General features: G+C 67.8%; 14 protein-coding genes. 5 read left to right on the top strand and 9 right to left on the bottom strand.

Translation table 11 applies throughout. From position 1 onward, the window contains the following. Positions 1-137 precede the first annotated feature (137 nt). From MOE34_RS12835 to MOE34_RS12815, 5 genes are all read right to left on the bottom strand, one after another. Positions 138-674 carry a glyoxalase superfamily protein gene (locus MOE34_RS12835; protein WP_242217441.1) on the bottom strand — a complete coding sequence of 179 codons (537 nt, stop codon included), beginning with the start codon at positions 672-674 and terminating at the stop codon, positions 138-140. A 177-nt stretch (positions 675-851) separates the two neighbouring features. Next, positions 852-2924 carry a hypothetical protein gene (locus MOE34_RS12830; protein ID WP_242217439.1) on the bottom strand — a complete coding sequence of 691 codons (2073 nt, stop codon included), beginning with the start codon at positions 2922-2924 and terminating at the stop codon, positions 852-854. Between the two features lies 1 nt (position 2925). Continuing rightward, the gene (locus tag MOE34_RS12825) at positions 2926-5730 is read right to left on the bottom strand and encodes a DUF4159 domain-containing protein (RefSeq protein WP_242217437.1); all 2805 of its coding nucleotides are present in this window, start codon (positions 5728-5730) and stop codon (positions 2926-2928) included. Further along, positions 5727-6647 carry a DUF58 domain-containing protein gene (locus MOE34_RS12820; protein WP_242217436.1) on the bottom strand — a complete coding sequence of 307 codons (921 nt, stop codon included), beginning with the start codon at positions 6645-6647 and terminating at the stop codon, positions 5727-5729. Before MOE34_RS12820 ends, MOE34_RS12825 begins: the two co-directional genes overlap by 4 nt. Before the next feature lie 13 nt (positions 6648-6660). Further along, positions 6661-7674, bottom strand: a complete 1014-nt coding sequence (locus MOE34_RS12815) for an AAA family ATPase (RefSeq protein ID WP_242217433.1) — start codon at positions 7672-7674, stop codon at positions 6661-6663. A gap of 173 nt (positions 7675-7847) precedes the next feature. Here MOE34_RS12815 and MOE34_RS12810 point away from each other — a divergent pair, with 173 nt between their 5' ends. From MOE34_RS12810 to MOE34_RS12800, 3 genes are read left to right on the top strand one after another with little or no spacing between them, the layout of a single operon-like run. Next, positions 7848-8465 (top strand): DUF1285 domain-containing protein, encoded by a 618-nt coding sequence (locus MOE34_RS12810; protein ID WP_242217431.1) that lies wholly within the window; start codon positions 7848-7850, stop codon positions 8463-8465. After that, positions 8462-9094 (top strand): CoA pyrophosphatase, encoded by a 633-nt coding sequence (locus MOE34_RS12805; RefSeq protein ID WP_242217429.1) that lies wholly within the window; start codon positions 8462-8464, stop codon positions 9092-9094. Before MOE34_RS12810 ends, MOE34_RS12805 begins: the two co-directional genes overlap by 4 nt. Then, positions 9091-10350 carry a CCA tRNA nucleotidyltransferase gene (locus tag MOE34_RS12800; RefSeq protein ID WP_242217427.1) on the top strand — a complete coding sequence of 420 codons (1260 nt, stop codon included), beginning with the start codon at positions 9091-9093 and terminating at the stop codon, positions 10348-10350. The genes MOE34_RS12805 and MOE34_RS12800 overlap by 4 nt, the downstream gene beginning before the upstream one ends. A 9-nt stretch (positions 10351-10359) precedes the next feature. Here the strand turns inward: MOE34_RS12800 and MOE34_RS12795 are convergent, their stop codons facing one another. From MOE34_RS12795 to hemF, 3 genes are all read right to left on the bottom strand, one after another. Continuing rightward, entirely contained in the window at positions 10360-10551 is a 192-nt protein-coding gene (locus tag MOE34_RS12795) for a DUF1059 domain-containing protein (RefSeq protein WP_160786855.1), read from the bottom strand. 144 nt (positions 10552-10695) lie between these two features. Next, complete coding sequence (locus MOE34_RS12790; RefSeq protein WP_242217425.1) at positions 10696-10947, bottom strand: hypothetical protein; 252 nt, start codon at positions 10945-10947, stop codon at positions 10696-10698. A 123-nt stretch (positions 10948-11070) separates the two neighbouring features. Beyond that, on the bottom strand, positions 11071-11985 hold the full coding sequence (gene hemF / locus MOE34_RS12785; RefSeq protein WP_242217424.1) for an oxygen-dependent coproporphyrinogen oxidase: 915 nt from the start codon (positions 11983-11985) through the stop codon (positions 11071-11073). A 174-nt stretch (positions 11986-12159) separates the two neighbouring features. Between hemF and MOE34_RS12780 the strand changes: the two genes are divergently transcribed. Both MOE34_RS12780 and MOE34_RS12775 read left to right on the top strand, forming a co-directional pair. Continuing rightward, entirely contained in the window at positions 12160-12417 is a 258-nt protein-coding gene (locus MOE34_RS12780; protein ID WP_242217422.1) for a hypothetical protein, read from the top strand. 123 nt (positions 12418-12540) lie between these two features. Further along, positions 12541-13821, top strand: coding sequence for a hemolysin family protein (locus MOE34_RS12775; RefSeq protein WP_242217420.1), 1281 nt, complete (start codon positions 12541-12543; stop codon positions 13819-13821). Between the two features lie 3 nt (positions 13822-13824). On the opposite strand, the gene MOE34_RS12770 is transcribed toward MOE34_RS12775, so the two are convergent. Then, entirely contained in the window at positions 13825-14286 is a 462-nt protein-coding gene (locus tag MOE34_RS12770; RefSeq protein ID WP_242217418.1) for a tRNA (cytidine(34)-2'-O)-methyltransferase, read from the bottom strand. Between the last annotated feature and the right edge of the window lie 207 nt (positions 14287-14493).

Raw genomic sequence — 14493 nt, 5'->3', positions numbered from 1 at the left:
CCGCAAGCGGGGAGAGGGGACTTGCCCCACGCATCATCATTGGCTGGGGAAGCCGGTTCGGCATATCCCCTTCGCCCCGCTTGCGGGGAGAAGGTGGCCGGCAGGCCGTATGAGGGGTAACCCAGCCGGAAAGGGTTTCAGTCCTTCAACTCCATGAAGCGGATGCGGTTCTGGAAGGGATCGGTCACCGTCACCTCCAGCCGTGTGCCCTCGTCCTCGAGGCCCGGCCGCATATAGGGGTAGTCCTTGCCGATCAGCTCCTTCTGAAAGGCGCGGATGCCCTTCATGTAGACGACCATGTTGCCGCCGGGCGTGGCGTCGCCCGCATGTTCGGAAAGGTGCAGCCGCAATCCGCCGCGCGAGACCTGCGTATAAAGCGGGAAGCGGTCGCCGTAGCGGTGCTCCCAGTCGACGGAGAAGCCGAGGAAGCCGAGATAGAATTCATGCGCCTTCGCCACGTCGAAGATGCGCACGATGGGCACGGCCTGCTCGAAGGCGATGCCGCCTTCCGGCGGTTTGGCTTCGATCTTCGAGGAGAGAATGTTCCATGTCTCCACGCCGAACTGGCGGGCGACGATTTCGAGGGCTTCGCTGTGGCTGATCTCGATATTGCGGGCGGCCAGCGTTTCCCGCATGGCTTTCGCCATGGCCTTGGCATCGCGAAAATCGCGCATGTCCGTTCCTTTCGTTCCGGCGAAGTCCCCGTCAGTGCCCGCATTGCCGACGCCTTCGCCCAACGATGAACGGTGGAGAAAGGTTCTTGAGGAGGCGTTCGCCATGCCTTCGGGAAAGGCGCGGGTCTGCCGGCCGCCTCCGGCCGTGCGGCAAGATTAGCCGAAACGCGGCAGGGGTCAACGCCCTTCGCGATACCACATGGCCGAGAAGGCGAGGAGCAGCAGGCCGACCCCGGCAAAGCCGGCGAAGAGCGGCAGGGAGTTGACGCCCTTCAGCACCGTCTCGTCCGTCATGCGCAGCGACAGGCGGTCCTCGTCGATGGTGCGGATCTGGCCGGAGACCGGCAGAAGCGGCGGCAGGGAGACGGCCTCGCCGCTTTCCGCGACGAGCCGGCGGACCGTGCCCTTGGTGGCCGCGGTGAGCGGCTGCAGCGTCTGCGTCGTCGAGATCGTCGCCTTGAATTCCGGCGCGTCCACCGCGCCGACGTGGACGAGGGCGCTGAGATTGTCGTTGGTGATCTCGTAGAGACCGGTTTGCCTGGTGGCGATCTCGGCGCGGAAGAGGCCGGGTTCGGCTTCCTTGAGCGCGACCCGCTGCGTGCCGCCGGACGGCAGCTTGAGGATCGCCTCGCCCGGGGCGTCGCCGATGGTCTGGCGGTTGATCTGCAGCGTGCGGCCGAAGGTGCGCGCGGTCAGCGCCTCTTCCTCCAGCGCCGGCTCCTGCATCAGCCAATGGGCCATGCGCCGGTAGAGCGAGACATGCGGGCCGCCGCCCTCGAAGCCGCGCGCCCACAGCCAGCCCTGATCCGAGAGCAGCATCGCGACGCGGCCCTTGCCGGCGCGGTTCAGCACCAGCAGCGGCTTGCCGTCATTGGCCTCCATGACGACATTGCCCTCGGGGCGCTCCACATCGACGGTGCGGAACCAGCGGCCCCAGTGGGGCGGCTCGTCCTTCGCGCCCTCAAGGCCACGCGTGACAGGGTGCTTCCTGCCTTGCTCCGACAGGCGCGGATAGAAGGGGGCTTCGTTCATCGCGCCCGTCGGCGTGGCCGGCAGCACGGCGGAAAGCGGCGTGCCGGCGATGGAATCGTTGCCCGCATGTTCGGGGCCTGCCGCGATCAGCAGCGCGCCGCCGTTCTCCACATATTGCGCGATATTGTCGTAATAGAGGATCGGCAGCACGCCGCGATGCTGGTAGCGGTCGAAGATGATGAGGTCGAATTCGTTGATCTTGTCGACGAACAGCTCGCGCGTCGGGAAGGCGATCAGCGACAGCTCGTTGATCGGCGTGCCGTCCTGCTTTTCCGGCGGACGCAGGATGGTGAAGTGCACGAGGTCGATGGCCGTGTCGGACTTCAGCAGGTTGCGCCAGGCGCGCTCGCCGGCATGCGGCTCGCCCGAGACCAGCAGCACGCGCAGGTTCTCGCGGATGCCCTCGATGACATGGACGGCGCGGTTGTTGGCGGTGGTGATCTCGCCTTCGACGGGATCGACCTCGAATTCCAGGATATTGTTGCCGCCGCGCGGCACGGTGAAGCCGAGCGGCTGTTCGGTGCCGGGCTGGGCGATTTCCGAGGCGATCTCGTTGCCGTTGAGGCGCACGGTCACACGGGCCGGCGTGTCCGGCTCCTTGCCGTCGTCCACCACGCGGAATTTCAGCTCCTGCTCCTCGCCGACGATGCCGAAGCGCGGCGCGCTGACCACTTCGATGCGGCGGTCGAACTCGTCCGGCCGGCCGGTGACGAGCGCATGGACCGGGGCGTCGAAGCTGGAGAAGGCCGCGGTTTCGGGAATGTCGTGCACCTGGCCGTCGGTGATCAGGATCGCGCCGCCGACGCGCGAACGCGGCACATCGGCGATGGCGGCGTTCAGGGCGTCGAAGAGGCGGGTGGAGGGCGTGTCGGAGGTGTCGTCGTCGCCGGCCTCCACGATACGCGGCTCGATGCGGGGATAGCGCGCGAAGCGCTCCTTGAGGCCCGCCAGCGCGGCGTCGCTCTGGGCGGTGCGTTCCGCGCTTGCCTGGCTCTGGCTGCGGTCGACGATGACGGGAACGACCGTCGAAAGCGCTTCGCGATCCTCTTGCAGGAAGACCGGGTTGGCAAGGGCAAGCACCAGCAGCAGGAGGGCGAGCGCGCGCAGGAAGGCGCCGCGCAGCCCCCGCCACAGGCCGAGGGCGGAGAGCGCAAGGCCGGCGATGCCGATGAGGGCGATGGCGATCCAGGGCAGGAAGGGGGAGAACTGAAGGGTCATCCTACTGTCCCAGCCGTTCGAGGAGGGCGGGAACGTGCACCTGGTCCGCCTTGTAGTTGCCGGTGAGCATGTACATCATGATGTTGACGCCTGCGCGGAAGGCGTGCTCGCGCTGCATCTCGTCCGGAGGAACGGTCGGCAACAGCGGCATACCGTTCGCATCGATCGCCCAGGCCCCGGCGAAATCGTTGCCGGTGATCATGATCGGCGACACGCCGTCGCCGGCGCGGGCGGGGCGGGACGGGTCTTCCTTGCGGTCCAGCTCGGCCTCGACCCAGAGCGGGCCGCCGGCATAGCGGCCGGGAAAATTGGCGAGCAGGTAGAAGGCCTTGGTCAGGACGTGATCGGCGGGCACCGGCTCCAGCGGCGGTATGTCGAGATTGGCGAGGATCGCCTGAAGCCGCTCCGTGTTGGGGCTTGCCGCATTGCCGTCGAGCGAGACGAACTGGTCGCGCGTGTCGAACAGTACCGTGCCGCCGTTGCGCATATAGGCGTCGATCCGGCTGATCGCGGCGGCCGAGGGCATTTCGGCGCTGGCGCTGACCGGCCAGTAGAGGATCGGGTAGAGCGCCAGCTCGTCCCGGGCGATATCGACGCCGACCGGCTCGCCTGGCTCCAGCGTCGTGCGGTAGGTGAGGAACTCCGTGAGGCCGGCAAGGCCGCGCTCGGAAATGCGGTCCACCTCGCTCTCGCCGGTGATGACATAGGCGAGGTGCGTGGTGTCGAGCCGGGACAGGATGGCCTCGTCGCCCGGCCTGGAATCGTCCGCCCGGCTTTCGGATGGCATTGCGGTCAGCATCCCGGCGGCAAGCAGCAGGACAAGGGCGGTTGCCGCCCCGCGCCTCGGCGTACGGCGCATGGCGAAGGCGCCGCCCATCAGGAGCACGATGGCGCAATCGGCCAGCAGGAGCAGGGCGGCGAGGGTGAAGAGATGGGGCTTCAGCGACCAGGTCTCCTTGCCGGCCAGCGGCTCGCGCCGGATGGATGCGCCGTCCGCGACGGCAAGCGGGCCGATCGCGTATCCGGGTGGGAAGAGGTTGTGGGCGACATAGCCGTCTGCGGTGCCGTAGAGGCCGGGCGGGTTGTCGAAGCTGGCCGCCGTCCGTCCGGCGTCGCCGGCGGCGAGCGGCTTGGCCTCGCCGGTTGCGCCGGCAAGCGTGCCGCTCGCGGTCATCAGCCGGTACGGCGGCAGGCCCTGCGCCTGCTGGCCGCTGCCGCCCGTCGAGACGCCGCCGCGGGAAAGCTGCACGGTGCGGCGGAGCATTTCCACGAAGTCGCCGGAGAGCGGCAGGCTGGACCAGCCGGTTTCCGCGCTGACATGGAAGAGCACGATACGGCCGGCGCCCAGCGGGCCGGTCGTGACCAGCGGCGTGCCGTCGGCAAGGCTCGCCCAGGTGCGCTCGGCAAGGTCCGGCGTCGGCTCGGCGAGCACCTGGCGCTTGACGAGGATGTTTTCCGGCGCGCGCATGCCGAAGAAGGGGCTGTTCGCCGGATAGGCGGAAAGCGGCTGCGGCTCGGACCAGGAGAGCGCGCCGCCGAGCGCCCGCTCGCCCTTGCGCAGCATGACGGGCACCAGCGGATCGTCGGCGGGCGCGGCGGCAAGGCGCGGGCCGGCGAAGCGGATCAGCATGCCGCCGGCCTCGATCCAGCGCTTCACCTCGTCCTGCACGCCTTCCGGCAGGCGGCCGATATCGGCCATGATCAGCACGGAGGGCTTTTGTTCCAGCAGTTCGGGGATGGCGGAGGAAAGGTCGGCGACGCTCGGCTGGATGAGGTCGGCATAGGGCGCGAGCGCGCGGTTGATGTAGTGCAGCGGCGAGAGCAGCGGCTGGCTGGCGTCCAGCACCTCGCCGGAAAGGAAGGCGACGCGGCGGCGGCGGAAGGAATTGTCCAGCAGATAGGTGCCGCCGGCATTGGCAAGTCCGTCGACGGTGAGGCGGGAAAAGTCGTTGCGCAGTTCGAAGGGGGCGGCGACCGTGCCAGTCGTCGTGGTCGCGCCGGCTGCGAAATTGGCGGTGCCGGTGGCGATGGGGCGTCCGCGGCTGTCATGCGCGGTCAGCGGCAGGCTCCGCGCCGGGCCGCCGTCGAGCCGGGTCAGCGTGACGGAAAGGGCGTCCGCGCCGTTGGTCGCCGCGGTGACGGCGACGGCGGATGCGCCATCGCCGGCGATCAGGCGAAACTCGGCGGGCAAAAGGGCCTTGAGGGCGGCGACCGTGTCGTCGGCCCCACCGCTCGCCATGCCGTCGGTTATGAAGGCCAGGGTGCCGGGTGCGGTGCCGTCGAGCGCGGTGCGCAGCGCTGCGACGGCAGCGTCGCGCTCGGCCGGCAGCGGGCGCGGCCCGGCGGCGGCGAGCCTGTTGCGGGCGGTCACCGCATCGACCGGCACGGCGTCGTGCGTTCGGTCGGCGGTCAGCACGAGCGAGACCGGCAGGTCGCGGCTTTCCGCGTCGTCGATCAGCGCCGAGGCGGTCTCGGCGCGCTGCTTCCAGTCGGTGGCGGCGGCCCAGCTATTGTCCACGACGAGGACGAGCGGGCCGCCGGTTGACAGCGTATTGGCGCGCGGGTTGAAGACGGGATCGGCGATGGCCAGGATGACGGCGGCGGCCATCAGCATGCGCAGCAGCGTCAGCCACCAGGGGCTTTGCGCCGGCGTCTCCTCGCGCTTGAGGATGGAGGCGAGGATGGCGAAGGGCGGGAAGACCTCGCTCGCCGGCTTGGGCGGCGTCAGGCGCAGCAGCCACCAGATGACGGGCAGAAGGACCAGGGCGGCCAGTACGGCGGGAAAGGCGAAGGCGAAAGCGCTCATCGGCCGATCCTCTCCGCCCGCATCGCCGGCATGCCGGAGAGATAGGCGTGCATGGCTACCAGCGCCTCGGAGGCGAGGCGGTCGGTGCGGTGGGAAACGAAGCTCCAGCCGAGATGGCGCAGGTTGTCCGCCAGGGTCTCGCGCCGCGCGGCATAGGCGCGGGCGTAGTCGTCCTTCAGCGTCTCGGCGCGGCCGGCGGTCAGCTTCTCGCCGCTCTCGGGATCGGTGAATTCGGTGCGGCCGGTGAAGGGGAAAAGCTCCTCCGCCGGGTCGGCGATCTCGACGACATGGCCGCGAAGGCCGCGGCGGGCGAGGGGGCCGAGGCGGTCCATCACGTCGGCGACGGGATCGAGGAAATCGCCGATCAGCACGATATCGCTGCTGCCGCGGATCATGGCGGTGTCCGGCAGGCCGCCGGTCGCGGGGCGGTGCATCAGGGCGGTCGCGAGGCGCTCGGCGGTGTTGCGCGCGGCGATCGGCTCCATGATGCCGGGGCAGCCGATGCGCTCGCCCGAGCGGGCGAGGATTTCGGCGAGCGCCAGCATGAGCACGAGCGCGCGGCTTTCCTTGGAGACGGAGCCGAAGCTGGACTTGTACATCATCGACGGCGAAAGGTCGGCCCAGATCCAGACGGTATGGGCGGCCTCCCATTCGCGGTCCCGCACATAGGTGTGGTCGTCGCGTGCCGAGCGCCGCCAGTCGATGCGCGACAGACTCTCGCCGTCGACATAGGGGCGGAACTGCCAGAAATTCTCGCCGATGCCGCGCTTGCGGCGGCCGTGCCAGCCGGCGATCACCGTGTTGGCGAGGCGCCGGGCCTCCACCATGCAATCGGGAATGAGGGCGGCACGGGCCTGCGCCCGCGAAAGAATCTCGCGGGTCGGGGTCGGTTGGACGATCTGGCCGACGGATGCCATGCTTCTATCCCGTTCAGCCGCCCGCCTGCCGGACGAGGCCGGCGATGACGTCGCGCACCGACATGCCCTCGGCGCGTGCGCCGAAGGTCAGCGCCATGCGGTGCTGGAGAATGGGTTCGGCCAGCGCCAGCACGTCGTCGACGGAGGGCGCGAGGCGGCCGTCGTAGAGCGCGCGGGCGCGGGCGCAGAGCATCATCGCCTGCCCGGCGCGCGGGCCGGGACCCCAGGCCACATGCTTGTCGGTGGAGGCGACGCCGTTGCCGGGGCGGGCGGAGCGCACCAGCGACAGGATCGCGTCCAGCACCTTCTCGCTGACGGGCATCTGGCGGATGAGGGCCTGGATCTCGATCAGGCGCTCGGCGGAAAGGACGGCGTCGGCCCGCGCCTCGTGGACGCCGGTGGTTTCCAGGAGGATCTGCCGCTCGGCGGCAAGCTCGGGATAGTGGACGTCGACCTGCAGCAGGAAGCGGTCGAGCTGGGCTTCCGGCAGCGGATAGGTGCCTTCCTGCTCCAGCGGGTTCTGCGTGGCCAGCACATGGAAGGGCCTCGGCAGGTCGTTGCGGGCGCCGGCGATCGTCACATGGTATTCCTGCATGGCCTGCAAGAGCGCGGACTGGGTGCGCGGCGAAGCGCGGTTGATCTCGTCGGCCATGAGAAGCTGGGTGAAGATCGGGCCGGGCACGAAGCGGAAGGAGCGCTTGCCGTTCTCGTCCTGGTCCATCACCTCCGAGCCGAGGATATCGGAAGGCATGAGATCGGGCGTGAACTGGATGCGGCTTGCCGATAGGCCGAGCACGGTGCCGAGCGTGGCGACGAGCCGCGTCTTGGCGAGGCCCGGTACGCCCACCAGCAGCGCGTGGCCGCCGGAGAGGACGGCGAGCAGGGTTTGCTCGATCACGCTCTCCTGGCCGAAGATGACCTTGGCGACTTCCTGGCGGATGCGGGCGATATCGGACAGCGCGCGTTCGGCGGCCGCGACCACCGCCTTCTCGTCGAGGCCCGCATCGGAGGAATTTTGAACGCCCATGGTCGTCTCCAGTCCGTTTGAAGCGCCCGGCGAATCGTGGTCCTGCCGCGTTCGCCCGCTATATGGAAAGCTTATTAGCGCACCCGTGGCTGACAAGCGGCCACGAAATGACTATCTCGTGTCTGTATCCACCTTTTCCTCTCGCGGAGATAGGGGTGAACCGGGACGGAACAATGGCAACGGGTGAAATTCGCGAAAGCACGGACGCTGCGGGACTGGCCGCCCTGATCTCGCGCGCGAGCGCCGAGACCGGCGGGCGCGGACTGCCGCCTGTCGAGCGCTGGAATCCGCCGTTCTGCGGCGATATCGACATGGAAATCCGCGCCGACGGCACATGGTTCTATCTCGGAACGCCGATCGGCCGCGCGCCGCTGGTGCGACTCTTTTCCACGGTGCTGCGCAGGGACGAAGACGGGAAGACCTATCTGGTGACGCCGGTCGAGAAGGTCGGCATCCGCGTCGTCGATGCGCCCTTCCTCGCCGTCGAGATGAATGTAAGCGGGGAGGGCGCGGCGCGGGTGCTGACCTTCCGCACCAATGTCGGCGACGTGGTGGAGGCGGGGCCGGAGCATCCGCTGCGCTTCGTCATCGCGGGCGAAAACAGCGAGCTGAAGCCCTATCTCCTCGTGCGCGGCCGGCTGGAGGCGCTGGTCTCGCGGGCGGTGATGTACGATCTGGTGGAGCTTGGCGAGACCGTGGTGATCGACGGTGTGCCGATGTTCGCGGTGCGCTCCGGCGGCATGGTCTTTCCGGTCATGCCGGCAGCCGAACTGGATGCCTTGTCCCGATGAGCCTTGCGCCCTACAGCGCCGCCGAGTTCCGCCGTCGCGCCGTCGCGCAGACCCTGACGCTCGGCGAGGCGAGCTGGCGCGAGCATGGCGACAGCCTGCTCAATCCCGGCGTCATCCCCCATCTGGAGGACATGAAGCTGCGCGATGCGGCCGTGCTGGTTCCCGTCGTCGACGACGGCGAGGAGGCGCGGGTCATCTTCACCCAGCGCACGGCGACCATGCGCAAGCATTCCGGCCAGGTGGCCTTTCCGGGAGGGGCGGTGGATGCGGAGGACGGCGACGCCGAGACGGCGGCGATGCGCGAGGCGGAGGAGGAGATCAGCCTCGACCGTCGCTTCGTCGAGCCGGTCGGTCGGCTGCCGCAGTACAAGGCGCTGTCCGGCTTCTCGATCACGCCGGTGCTGGCGGTGGTGCAGCCGGGTTTCGCGCTGGTTCCCAATCCGGCCGAGGTGGAGAAGGTCTTCGATGTGCCGCTCTCCTTCCTCATGGACCCGCGCAATCACGGGCGGGGCAGCGGCGTCTGGCTCGGCGACGAGCGGCATTATTACCGTATGCCCTATGAGGGGCATAATATCTGGGGCATCACCGCCGGTATCGTGCGGGTGATCTACGAAAGGCTCTATGCATGACGTCTGTCTCCGGCGAGACGTGGTTTTCCGATCCGGCGCTGACGCGCGTGCTGGCGCTGCTCAATAGCGACGGCGGCGAGGCGCGCGTGGCCGGCGGGGCCGTGCGCAACAGCCTGATGGGGCTGCCGGTGGCCGATGTGGACATCGCGACCACGCTGCGGCCAGAGATCGTTGTTGAGCGCGCGAAGGCGGCAGGCATCAAGGCGGTGCCGACGGGCATCGAGCACGGCACGGTGACGCTGGTCATCGACGGCGCGCCCTTCGAGGTGACGACGCTTCGCCGGGACGTCGCGACGGATGGGCGGCGTGCGGAAGTCGCCTTCGGCACCGACTGGCAGATGGACGCCGAGCGGCGCGACCTCACCATCAATGCGCTCTATGCGACGCAGGACGGAACGGTGGTCGATCTCGTGAATGGCCTACCGGATATCGAAAGCCGCGCGGTGCGTTTCATAGGTGATGCCGCAACCCGCATCGCGGAAGACCATCTTCGCATTCTGCGCTTCTTCCGCTTCTTTGCGCTCTACGGCAGCGGGCGGCCGGACGCGGAAGGCCTGAAGGCCTGTGCACGGGCCAAGGAAACACTCGGCAAGCTGTCGGCCGAGCGTGTCTGGTCGGAGATGAAGAAGCTGCTGGGTGCGCCCGATCCCGGGCGGGCGCTGCTCTGGATGCGGCAGGCGGGCGTGCTGACGGAAATCCTGCCCGAGACGGAGAAATGGGGCATAGACGCCATTCCCGGCCTGATCGAGGCGGAGAGGGTTTTCGGCTGGAAGCCGGATGCGCTGCTGCGTCTTGCCGCCATGGTGCCCGCCGATCGGGACCGGCTGAAGGGACTTGCCGAGCGCCTGCGCCTTTCCAAGGCGGAAGCCGCCACGCTCGATTACTGGGCATCCGCGCAGGAGATCGCGCCAAAACTCGCCGAAACCGCCTTCGACCGGCTGCTCTACAAGAACGGGCCGCAGGGGCTGGTCATGCGTCTCAAGCTGGCGCTTGCCGCCGCGCGGGCGCGCGGGCCGGGCGATCCAACGGCGCTGGCCTTCGCTGGCCTCTGCCAGCGGTTGCTGGCGCGCGCGGGAAAATGGCAGAAGCCGTCCTTCCCGCTGACGGGCGCGGATGTGCTGGCCGTCGGGATTCCCGCCGGGCCGAGGGTCGGCGCGGCGCTTTCGGCCATTGAGGACGCGTGGGTCGCCGGCAATTTCCATGAGAGCCGGGCAAAGCTGCTTGCCCGGCTGGAGGTTCTTGCAATGGAAGGCTGACCCGTCGCCTCAGGCGGCGTCGGCGGCCTTTTCGTTGACGATGCGTTCCTTGATATGCTCGACCATGCTCTCCCGGATCATGGTCTCGCCATGGGCGGTGCGCATGTGCTCGACCGCACGGCGGACGACTTCGGCGTCGTCATTGGCCCGCGTATGCCAGTCGCATCCGGGGACGAGTGAACCGCATTCAAAAAGTCTCATGACTATCTCCTGTCGTTTCAACGGGACCATTGTAGCAGATGAGGCCGGAGCGGCCAAACCGTCCGGGTTTTGGCCACGAAGGCCGTCTACGCAAACGCAAGGGGCCGACCGTGGTTCCGCCCCGGCTCGACATTGCCGGCGCGGTCAGGCGGTGTGCTCGCCCTTCGCCCAGCAATCGAAGCAGGCCGACGACTGGAGGCGTTCCGGCTCCGCCCGCCGCTCGCCGGAAGACGAGACGGCGCGGCGGGAAAGCCGCAATCGTGCTTCCGCGACGAAATAGTCGTGCGGCAGGTCCGTGCCGCTTTCGGCGCGGATGGTTTCAGCGAAACGATCGAGAAAATCGGCGGATTGCGGGTCGAGGCCCGGATGCGCTGCATCTTGTGCCGCATGGATCATGACTGCCTCCCTGATGGAATCAGACAGGGGCATGATACCACGAAGGCCGCTCACGCCGTAGTCACAAGCCCGCGAGAGCGGCCGCAAACCGTTGCGCGCTTCTGCTGGAAATACCCCGGCGGCCTAAGCCGGCCAGCGCACGACCGGCGGCATGGAGGAGAGGATGGAATCGACATTGCCGCCTGTCTTCAGGCCGAAGATCGTGCCGCGGTCGTAGAGCAGGTTGAACTCGACATAGCGTCCGCGCCGCACGAGCTGCTCGTCGCGGTCCTCTTCGGTCCAGCCCTTGTTGAAGTTGGAGCGCACGATCTTGGGATAGACCATGGCGAAGGCGCGGCCGACATCCTGCGTGAAGGCGAAGTCCGCGTCCCAGCCGCCCAGCTCTTCCGGCGAGTGCAGCCAGTCGTAGAAGATGCCGCCGGTGCCGCGCGGCTCGTTCCGGTGCTTGAGGAAGAAATATTCGTCGCACCAGCCCTTGAATCTGGCATGGTCGGCGACCGGATGACGGTTGCAGGTGATCTCCATCGCCTTGTGGAAGAGGGCCGTGTCCGGGTCGCTCATCACGCGGCGGCGGTCGAGCACCGGCGTCAGGTCCGCTCCGCCGCCGAACCAGCGGCTGGTGGTGACGACCATGCGCGTGTTCATGTGCACGGCGGGCACGTTAGGGTTCACCGGATGGGCGATCAGCGAGATGCCGGAGGCCCAGAAGCGCGGGTCTTCGCTGGCGCCGGGGATCTGGCCGCGAAATTCCGGCGAGAACTCGCCGTAGACCGTGGACGTGTGCACGCCGACCTTCTCGAAGACGCGGCCCTCCATCAGCGACATGCGCCCGCCGCCGCCTTCGCCGTCCTCGCGCAGCCAGTCCTTGCCAACGAAGCGGCCGGGCGGCAGGTCGGAGAGCGGGCCTTCCAGCTCGTCCTCGAGGGCTTCGAAGCGCGCGCAGATCGCGTTGCGCAACTGCTCGAACCAGGCGCGGGCCATGGCCTTCTTGTCTTCGATATCCTCGGGCAAGCCCTTCGGCAGGTCTGGTCGTTCCATGGTTCACTTCCCGCTGGCGGCAGGCGCCGCCGAATCGCATTTTCGCCACAGTCCCCAACTTTGCGCCGTTTTGCAACCGCGTGGGGCGTTTACCGCCAGGGCGAGGGGACTCGTAAAAGCCGCGAGGGCGACTTATGTTCATCCCGTCGAATGTGCTGCCAGGAGGAATTCTGCATGGCGCGTGTTCCCGGACCGCCCCCGCTCGAAGGCCTTCGCCGCCAGATCGAGCGTCACCGCCGCGGCAGACCCGCGGGCGAGGGCCATTTCGTGCGCGAGACCTTCTGCCTCGAACGGAGCGCCGCACGGGAAAAGGCGCGCGAATGGTTCGATCTCTGGCCGAAAGCCGCCTACTGGACCGAGGTGGAGAGTTGGCGGATGCTGGAGGGCGACCGTATCGAATTCACCATGCGCAGGTTGCCGAGCGCCGATTGACGCGACCCTGACGACAGCGTGATCGGCAAGTTCGATTGACGGCGGACGCGTGCGCCCCTATCTTGCGGCCATCGTCATCAATAGAAAGGCGCCGTTGCGGTTCTAAAGCACGGCTCATCGTCCTTGTTCGAACTCGCGATTGCCGTCTTCCTCATTCTCTTGAACGGGGTTTTTGCCCTTTCCGAACTGTCCATCGTTTCCTCGCGCAAGCCGCGCCTCAAGACCATGGCGGCCCAAGGCTCACGCGGCGCCGCATCGGCACTGAAGCTTGCGGAAAACCCCGGAAAGTTCCTCTCCACCGTCCAGATCGGCATCACGCTCATCGGCATCCTCGCGGGCGCCTTTTCCGGCGCCGCGCTCGGCGGGCGACTGCGTGACATCCTGCGTGCCGAAGGCGTGCCGGACTGGCTTGCCGATCCGCTGGGCTTCGGTATCGTCATTTCCGTCATCACCTTCCTGTCGGTCGTCGTCGGCGAACTGGTGCCCAAGCAGATCGCGCTGAAGAACCCGGAGCGGTTCGCAACGCTGGTCGCTCCGTCCATGTCGCTGCTTTCCAGGATCGGCGCGCCGGCCGTCTGGGTGCTCGATGCTTCCACGCGCCTGATCTTCCGTCTTCTGGGCCAGCACGAGGTTGCCGAGAGCGTCGTCACCGACGAGGAGATCAAGACCATCGTCGCCGAGGCCGAGGCCGCCGGCGTCATCGAGGGCGGTGAGAAGCTGATGATCGCCGGCGTCATGCGCTTTTCCGACCGCGAGGCGCGCGGCCTCATGACGCCGCGCAACGATGTCGACTGGATCGACCTCGGCGATACGGTGGAGGAAATCCACCAGCAGCTCGTCGAGAGCCAGCATTCGCGCCTGCCCGTCGCCGATGGCGGCCCGGAGACCATCGTCGGCATCGTGCAGAAGCGCGAATTGCTGTCGGCGCTCTTGACCGGCCATCCGCTCGATATCCGTTCGTTCATCCGACAGGCGCCCATCGTGCCGGACACGATGGACGCGATGCGCGTCCTGGAGGCGCTGCGCAATTCGGAAGTGCCGATCCTGCTCATTCACGACGAGTACGGCCACTTCGAGGGCGTGATCACGCCTGCCGACGTGCTGGAGGCGATTGCCGGCGTGTTCCGCGCCGACATCGAGGAAGGCGACGACGACTATGCCGTGCAGCGTGAGGACGGCTCCTGGCTGATCGCCGGCTCCATGCCCATCGACGAGATGGCCGACCGGCTCGGCCTGTCGCTGCCGGCCCGCCGCAGCTACCAGACTGCCGCCGGCCTCGTCATCGAATCGCTGCAGAAGCTCCCGAAGACCGGCGAGATCACCGAAACGCAGGGCTGGCGCTTCGAGGTCGTCGACATGGACGGCCGCCGCGTCGACAAGCTGCTGGCCACCCGGCTGGGCTGACCGTCACGCAAAACCCGTCTGGCGCAACGCCTCGCCGCAGATCATCGCCGCGGAGAGCGCGACGTTGATGGAGCGCTGGCCCTCGACCATCGGAATGAGCACCCGGCCGTCCGCGATCTCGTGTACCCGATCCGGCACGCCGGCACTTTCGCGGCCGAGAAGCAGGATATCGTCCGGGCGGTAGGCGAAATCCGTGTAGAGGTCGGCCGCCCTGGTGGAGGCCAGGACCAGCCGGCGGCCGCTCGCCTGCCGCCACGCCTCGAAATGCTCCCAGTTCACATGCCGTGTCAGCGCCACGGCGGCGAGATAGTCCATGCCGGCGCGCTTCAGGTTGCGGTCGGAGATGTCGAAGCCCGCCGGCTCGATGATGTCGACGGCAAGGCCGAGGCAGGCCGCAAAACGCAGGATCGTGCCGGTGTTGCCGGCAATGTCGGGCTGATACAGGGCGATGCGGATGTCTGGCATGATCGTCGCGTAGCCCGGATGTGGCGTGATGGCAACAGAATTGGCCTCAGATGCGAACTTGCGACGAAGTGACTGGCAAATTGCGCCATTCCGGGGTACTCAAGGTCCATCCGCAACACGAGAAAGGGAGGATCATGATGAGAACCACGCATCGGCACCGCCTCCCGGCTGGATTTACGCCTCTTCTCGCCTAGGCACTCCGCCGCC

The sequence above is a fragment of the Shinella zoogloeoides genome (assembly GCF_022682305.1).
Lineage (GTDB): Bacteria > Pseudomonadota > Alphaproteobacteria > Rhizobiales > Rhizobiaceae > Shinella > Shinella zoogloeoides_B.
This window is presented reverse-complemented; position numbering and strand designations above follow the sequence as displayed.

Excerpts from the sequence above, each read along its gene's own strand:
- MOE34_RS12835 (WP_242217441.1), bottom strand. The coding sequence starts at position 674 with ATGCGCGATTTTCGCGATGCCAAGGCCATGGCGAAAGCCATGCGGGAA.
- MOE34_RS12830 (WP_242217439.1), bottom strand. The coding sequence starts at position 2,924 with ATGACCCTTCAGTTCTCCCCCTTCCTGCCCTGGATCGCCATCGCCCTC.
- MOE34_RS12825 (WP_242217437.1), bottom strand. The coding sequence starts at position 5,730 with ATGAGCGCTTTCGCCTTCGCCTTTCCCGCCGTACTGGCCGCCCTGGTC.
- MOE34_RS12820 (WP_242217436.1), bottom strand. The coding sequence starts at position 6,647 with ATGGCATCCGTCGGCCAGATCGTCCAACCGACCCCGACCCGCGAGATT.
- MOE34_RS12815 (WP_242217433.1), bottom strand. The coding sequence starts at position 7,674 with ATGGGCGTTCAAAATTCCTCCGATGCGGGCCTCGACGAGAAGGCGGTG.
- MOE34_RS12810 (WP_242217431.1), top strand. The coding sequence starts at position 7,848 with ATGGCAACGGGTGAAATTCGCGAAAGCACGGACGCTGCGGGACTGGCC.
- MOE34_RS12805 (WP_242217429.1), top strand. The coding sequence starts at position 8,462 with ATGAGCCTTGCGCCCTACAGCGCCGCCGAGTTCCGCCGTCGCGCCGTC.
- MOE34_RS12800 (WP_242217427.1), top strand. The coding sequence starts at position 9,091 with ATGACGTCTGTCTCCGGCGAGACGTGGTTTTCCGATCCGGCGCTGACG.
- MOE34_RS12795 (WP_160786855.1), bottom strand. The coding sequence starts at position 10,551 with ATGAGACTTTTTGAATGCGGTTCACTCGTCCCCGGATGCGACTGGCAT.
- MOE34_RS12790 (WP_242217425.1), bottom strand. The coding sequence starts at position 10,947 with ATGATCCATGCGGCACAAGATGCAGCGCATCCGGGCCTCGACCCGCAA.
- hemF (WP_242217424.1), bottom strand. The coding sequence starts at position 11,985 with ATGGAACGACCAGACCTGCCGAAGGGCTTGCCCGAGGATATCGAAGAC.
- MOE34_RS12780 (WP_242217422.1), top strand. The coding sequence starts at position 12,160 with ATGGCGCGTGTTCCCGGACCGCCCCCGCTCGAAGGCCTTCGCCGCCAG.
- MOE34_RS12770 (WP_242217418.1), bottom strand. The coding sequence starts at position 14,286 with ATGCCAGACATCCGCATCGCCCTGTATCAGCCCGACATTGCCGGCAAC.